This window comes from Candidatus Frankia nodulisporulans, assembly GCF_902806475.1.
Taxonomy (GTDB): Bacteria; Actinomycetota; Actinomycetes; order Frankiales; family Frankiaceae; genus Frankia; species Frankia umida.
Genome location: NZ_CADCWS010000257.1, coordinates 1 through 5,750 on the forward strand (window position 1 = coordinate 1; position 5,750 = coordinate 5,750).

At 72.6% G+C, this 5,750-nt stretch carries 4 protein-coding genes and 1 pseudogene; 3 read left to right on the plus strand and 2 right to left on the minus strand.

What is annotated here, in order from left to right:
• Positions 1 to 37: 37 nt before the first annotated feature.
• The 3 genes and pseudogenes from G6R24_RS24235 to G6R24_RS17490 all read left to right on the plus strand — a co-directional run.
• Positions 38 to 124 (plus strand): annotated as a pseudogene (locus G6R24_RS24235) (hypothetical protein); the annotation flags it as partial.
• Positions 125 to 302: 178 nt separating this feature from the next.
• Positions 303 to 2,144, plus strand: a complete 1,842-nt coding sequence (locus tag G6R24_RS17485) for an acyl-CoA dehydrogenase family protein (RefSeq protein WP_263864079.1) — start codon at positions 303 to 305, stop codon at positions 2,142 to 2,144.
• Positions 2,145 to 2,205: 61 nt separating this feature from the next.
• The gene (locus G6R24_RS17490; RefSeq protein ID WP_163550295.1) at positions 2,206 to 3,177 is read left to right on the plus strand and encodes an aldo/keto reductase; all 972 of its coding nucleotides are present in this window, start codon (positions 2,206 to 2,208) and stop codon (positions 3,175 to 3,177) included.
• Between the two features lie 19 nt (positions 3,178 to 3,196).
• Here the strand turns inward: G6R24_RS17490 and G6R24_RS17495 are convergent, their stop codons facing one another.
• Together G6R24_RS17495 and G6R24_RS17500 are read right to left on the minus strand one after the other, a co-directional pair.
• Positions 3,197 to 4,345 (minus strand): MBL fold metallo-hydrolase, encoded by a 1,149-nt coding sequence (locus G6R24_RS17495; protein WP_163550293.1) that lies wholly within the window; start codon positions 4,343 to 4,345, stop codon positions 3,197 to 3,199.
• A gap of 260 nt (positions 4,346 to 4,605) precedes the next feature.
• Positions 4,606 to 5,577 carry an FkbM family methyltransferase gene (locus G6R24_RS17500; RefSeq protein ID WP_163550294.1) on the minus strand — a complete coding sequence of 324 codons (972 nt, stop codon included), beginning with the start codon at positions 5,575 to 5,577 and terminating at the stop codon, positions 4,606 to 4,608.
• Positions 5,578 to 5,750: the final 173 nt, after the last annotated feature.

Here is a 5,750-nt window from a genome sequence, read left to right on the forward strand (position 1 = left end):
GCATCTGCCGGCGGAGTACGGCGGGTCCGGGTTCGGTCTGGCGGAGCTCGCGGTCGTCTGCGAGGGGCTCGGCGGGCAGGTCGCCGGGGGACCGTTCCTGCCGACGGTCGTCGCCTCGGCGGTGATCGCCGCGGTCGGTAGCGTCGAGCAGCGGGCCGCGCTGCTGCCCGGGCTTGCCGACGGTACCCGCGTCGCCTCGCTGGCCACCGCGGCCACCATCACCACCGACGCCGCCGGCACCGTGGACATCGCCGGTTCGACCGGCGCGGCGGGCACGGGGGCTGTGGCGGGTCTGCTGCTGGATGGGGAGGTGGCGGCGGCGCTGGGCGGGGATTCATCTGCTGCCGGTGGGGGCGGACGATCTCGCCGTGGTGGTCGCGGACGCGCCGGGGCTGGTGGTGCGGGCGGCCCGGCGGGCGCTCGATCCGTCGCTGGGGCTGGCGTCGCTGACGTTGCGGGGGGTGGCGCCGCATCCGATGGGGGTGTTGCGGGGCGGACAGGCGGTGGCGGTACGGGTGCTGCGCACGCTCGCCGCGGCGCAGGCGGCCGGTGGGGCGCGGGCGACGCTCACGATGGCGCTGGAGCACGCGAAGGTCCGTGAGCAGTTCGGACGGATCATCGGCGGCTTTCAGGCGGTGAAACATCATCTGGCGAACATGCTCGTCCAGACGGAGCTTGCCACCGCCGCGGCCTGGGACGCGGCCCGCGCACTCGAGGGCGCGACAGCGGTGACGGCGGGAGGCCCGTCGGGAGGCCCGTCGGGAGGCCCGTCGGGAGAGGCGGCGGCGGGGGAGGCCGGGGAGGCGGAGCTGGCGGCGGCGGTGGCGGCGGCGCTGGCGTTGCCGGCCTACGAGCACAACGCGCGGCTCGCCATCCAGCTGCTCGGGGGGATCGGCTTCACCTGGGAGCACGACGCGCACCTGTACCTGCGACGATCGGCGGCGCTCGCGGTGCTGGCGGGGCCGGCCGATGACGCTCGGGTGGACGTCCTGACGCTGGTGCGGGGCGGGATGACGCGGCGGTTCGCCGTCGAACTGCCGGCGCGGGCCGAGGAGTATCGCCGCGACGCGCGGGAGTTCGTCGCACGCCACCGCGCCGCGCCCGAGGGCGAACGGCGCGGGCTGCTCGCCGACAGCGGTTACCTTGTGCCGCACTGGGTGGCGCCGTGGGGGCGTGGCGCGGGGGCGGTCGAGCAGCTGGTGATCGACGAGGAGCTGGCCGGGGGCGGGGTCGACGTCCCGGATCTGGAGATCGGTGGCTGGGTGCTGTTGACGATCACCCAGCACGGGGCGCCCGAGCAGCTCGCGCGGTGGCTGCCGCCGAGTCTGCGCGGTGAGCTGGTGTGGTGCCAGCTGTTCAGCGAACCGAACGCCGGCTCGGACGCGGCCGCGGTGACCACCCGCGCCGAACGTGTCGAGGGCGGCTGGCGCGTCCACGGGCAGAAGGTGTGGACGACCGGCGCCCATGCCTGTGACTGGGGGCTCGCGACGGTGCGGACCGACCCGTCCGCGGCCAAGCATCGGGGCATCACCACGATGGCGATCGATCTGCGGGCGCGCGGTGTCGAGATCCGACCGTTGCGGGAGATCACCGGCGAGGCGCTGTTCAACGAGGTCTTCCTCGACGACGTGTTCGTCCCGGACGGTGACGTCGTCGGGCCGGTCGGCGCCGGCTGGACGGTCGCCCGCGCCGTGCTCGGCAACGAACGGGTCTCGATCGGCGCGGGCAGTGGGGCCGATCGCCGGTCGGTGGCCCGGCTGCCCGGGTTGCATGCCCGCTACGCCGCCTCCGATGTGGGGTTGGCCCGTGAGGCCGGGCAGCTGCTCGCGGTCGCGCAGGCCCTGGACGTGCTGAACCTGCGGCGGGTGCAGCGGGCGGTGGCGGGCGCGGGGCCGTCCGCGGAGGGCAGTGTCAGCAAGCTGGTGGCGGCCGAGTTCGCCCAGCAGGCCAGCGAACTGGCGGTGCGGATCGCCGGGGCCGCCGTCGCGACGGGCGCGGAGGCGGAGCTGGGTCGTTCCTATCTGATGAGTCGGGCGTTCACGATCGCCGGCGGGACGTCCGAGATCAGCCGCAACGTCATCGCCGAGCGTATTCTCGGCCTGCCCCGCGAACCCGGCCCGACCCGCGAACCTGGCCGGTACTGAGCATCTGGCCGGTACTGAGGCATCCCACGCTGGGGTGGGCCGCCGCATCCTGGAGGTGTACGTGCAGTACGTGAAGCTCGGCGCGACGGGACTCGATGTCTCGAGGATCTGCCTGGGCTGCATGAGCTACGGCGACCCGGCCCGCGGCAACCACGAGTGGACGCTCGACGAGGACACCGCCCGGCCGTTCTTCCGCGCCGCGATCGAGGCCGGCGTGACGTTCTTCGACACGGCGAACGTCTACTCCGACGGCAGCAGCGAGGAGATCACCGGACGGGCGCTCGCCGAGTTCGCCCAGCGCGACGAGATCGTGCTGGCGACGAAGGTGCACGGGCGGATGCGGCCAGGACCCAACGGCGGCGGGCTGTCACGCAAGGTCATCCTGGCCGAGATCGACGCGAGCCTGCGCCGGCTGGGCACCGACTACGTGGATCTCTATCAGATCCACCGGTTCGACCCGGACACCCCGATCGAGGAGACCCTCGAGGCGCTGCACGACGTGGTGAAGGCGGGCAAGGCCCGCTACCTCGGCGCCTCGTCGATGTACGCGTGGCAGTTCGCCAAGGCGTTGTTCCTCGCCGACGCCCACGGCTGGACCAGGTTCGTCTCCATGCAGAACCACTACAACCTGATCTACCGCGAGGAGGAACGGGAGATGCTCGGGTTGTGCGCCGACCAGGGCATCGGCGTGATCCCGTGGAGTCCGCTGGCCCGCGGCCGGCTCACCCGCCCCTGGGACGAGACCACCGCCCGCAGCGAGAGCGACCAGTTCGGCCGCACCCTCTACGCCGACGGCGACCGCCGGATCGTCGAGGAGGTCGCCCGCATCGCCGCCGCCCGCGCGATCCCACCCGCCCAGGTGGCACTGGCCTGGCTGCTGGCCCAACCGGGTGTCACCGCGCCGATCATCGGCGCGACCCGGCTGACCCACCTCGACGACGCGCTCGCCGCCCTGGACGTCACCCTCACCGCCGACGAGATCGCGCGGCTCGAAGCCCCCTACACCCCCCACCGCACCGCTGGCTTCCAGTAAGCCGGGCGGCGCCCCGGGGCTACGGCAGGGCGTAGTACAGGACGTCGTCGACCTCGCCGGCGCGCAGGCGGCCCTGGGCGACGAGCAGGTCGAGGTGGGCGGCGGTCTCGGTGACCGCCATCATCCGGTTGAACATGTCGAGGTCGTCGAAGGCGTGTTCGCGGCGGGTCCACGTCATCGCCCGCGCGACCGCGAACGCCGTGTCGGCGCCGACACGGACGGCGTCCTCGGCGACGTCGAGACGGGTCGCGTGATGGGCGAGCAGCTGGTCGATCCGGGCATGCGCGCTGTCGGTGACCGGGCCGTGGGCGGGTAGCAGCCGGGCGTCCGGCATCGAACGGACCAGACGCAGCGAATCCAGGAACGCGCCGAGCGGCAGCGGCCCCGGATCGGCGGTCAACCCGATCGACGGGGTGATCGTCGGCAGCACATGGTCACCGGCGAACAACAGCCGGGACGCCTCGTTGTGGAACACCACATGCCCCCGGGTGTGCCCCGGCGTCGGCACCGCCCGCAGGGTGATGCCATCCAGCTGGACGTCCACCGGGGCGTCCAGCCACTCGTCGGGCACCGCCCACTCGTCGGTGCTGTCGTCCTTGACCAGTTGTTCGAGGAAGAACCGCATGAGCTCGGTGGCGAGCTCGGCCGCGCCGAGGCGGATCAGCTGGCGGTGCTGGATCTCCCGGCTCTCCGCCCGCGGCCGGTTCATGAAACGGTCGAGCGCCGGCTGCTCGCCGAGGCCGAGCGCCACCCGCATCCCGAACCGCCGCCGCAGCACCACCGCCTGGGTGTAGTGATCACGGTGGATGTGGGTGACCAGGAACCGCTGGATGTCCCCGAGCCCCGCGCCGAGCTTGCCCAGCGCCGCTTCGAGGCGCTGCTCCGACTCGGGCACCGACCAGCCCGCGTCGATGAGCACCAGCCCGTCCGGCTGCTCGATCGCGTACACGTTGACCGCCCGCAACCCGTCGTTCGGCAACGGCAGCGGGATTCGATGGACCCCCGGCTCCACCTGTTCGACGTTCGGTTCGGCCCACTCCGGCAACGCCCGCGTCCCGCTGATGTCGCACCCCTCCACCACATCGCCGCCCAGCCCGGTCCGTGGCGTCCCGATCCGTCCGTGTGGGATCGAACCGTTCGGCCACCGGGCCTTTACCAGGCTAATCATCGCACCGCGGCCCGACCGGGGCATCCGACGGCGGACGCCCCACGCATCGCGATCCGCGCCCGCGCCCGAATCCGCCGGCCCGACGGGCCGGCGAGTCGCCGATCCGCCGTGGTGAACCCCGCCTCGCCGACGGGTTTGTGCGGCGTGCGGCCGAGGCCGCGGTGCGCTGTGGCACGGAGCCTGCGCTCTGACGTCGGTCCGCGGCCGGCCCTTGGCGTGTGCCGGACCGCCAGTGGTGCCGAGCCGGTCGTCGCCGGTCGTCAGACCAGGGCGGTGGGGGGCAGCAGGAGGGTCGGGGTGGTGGTGGAGAAGTAGTTGGCCACGTACGGGCGGGCGGGCTCGGTGGCGAGGCGGCGCTGCTCGGCGGTGGGGTCGATCGGGCCGACGAGGGTGTCGTCGGACTCCTCGTGGCGGTAGGTCAGGTAGCCGTGGGTGTCGAGGGCGTCGAACACCTCGGCGGGAGTGCCGCCCTCACCGAGCAGGGCGTCCTCACTGATCTCGAAGCACAGGACGTCGATGCGGTGTTCGGCGAGCAGACCGCGGGCGCCGGAGAAGACGTGGCGTTCGAAACCCTCGACGTCGACCTTGCACAGGGCGACCCGGTCGAGGTGATGCTCGGCGGCGAAGTCGTCCAGGGTGATCGCGGGCACCTCGACGGTGGCGCTGGGACGGACGGCGGCGCCGTCGTAGCCGTACATCGGATGGTTGCCGAGCGAGTTCCAGCCACACGCCGGGTCGTCGAAGACGTGCATGAGGGCGCTGCCGGCGGTCTCGGTGACGGCGGCCCGCACGACCTGGACGTCGGTGGCGTGGTTGAGCGCGAGGGTCTGGGTGAGCCGGTCGGCGGTGGCGGGAACGGCCTCGAACGCGAACACCTGCCCGGATTCGCCGACATGGCGTTGCGCGTGCACGCTGTAGACGCCGAGATTCGCCCCGACATCGAGGACGACATCACCCTCGCCGAGCATCCGGTCCATCAACTGGAACGCCGGGCGGTCACCGGGGCGGCGCATGAGTGAACGGAGCCGGTCGCGCTGATCGGCGGGGACGAGCAGGGTGATGCCGTATTCGTCCTCGACGACCACCGCCCCGTGGCGGGCGGTGCCCAGGGCCACCCGTACCTGCCAGGCGGTGTCCTTTGCCGCGACGACTCCGCCGCGCAGCCGCTCGTGGCGTCGTAAGGACGCCTTCGCCTGCCCGACGACCCGCGTCGCGAGATCCGCCACCGGCATGTGTGCCCCCGATACTCGACAACGTCCGGGAAACGCCGTGTCAGGGAAACGCGGCGCGAAAATCCATGGTGCCAGCAGAAAGGCGGGCCGCGATGAATGCGGCGGGCCAGCTCCGGACGGCTCCGTTCAGATGGCAGTCACAGTAAATCCACAGCTCATCCACTGTCAACAGG